The sequence below is a fragment of the Patiriisocius sp. 208BN25-11 genome (genome assembly GCF_058147145.1).
In genome coordinates this window covers 1-236 of record NZ_JBYVJY010000140.1, presented here as the reverse complement: position 1 = coordinate 236, position 236 = coordinate 1, and the positions used below count along the sequence as shown (strand labels likewise).

At 43.2% G+C, this 236-nt stretch carries 1 pseudogene; it reads right to left on the bottom strand.

Annotated features, from left to right (window positions below):
- A pseudogene (locus tag ACY2RS_RS15890) lies at nucleotides 1-236 on the bottom strand (glutamine-hydrolyzing GMP synthase); the annotation flags it as partial.

The following is a 236-nucleotide window of genomic DNA, read 5'->3' as shown; positions in this document are numbered from 1 at the left end:
CCCATGCCTTTGTATTGCTCTAAAACACTATCGAACCCATTTTTACGAAGGAGTCCGTTATTTACAAAAACACAATATAAATTTTTGCCAATGGCTTTGTGCAATAGGACAGTAGCTACTGTGCTGTCCACGCCGCCACTTAAACCGAGCACTACTTTTGCATCTCCAATTTTTTCTTGCAAGTCGGCTACGGTAGTGTCTACAAAAGCCGCTGGAGTCCAAGTTTGGGCTACCTT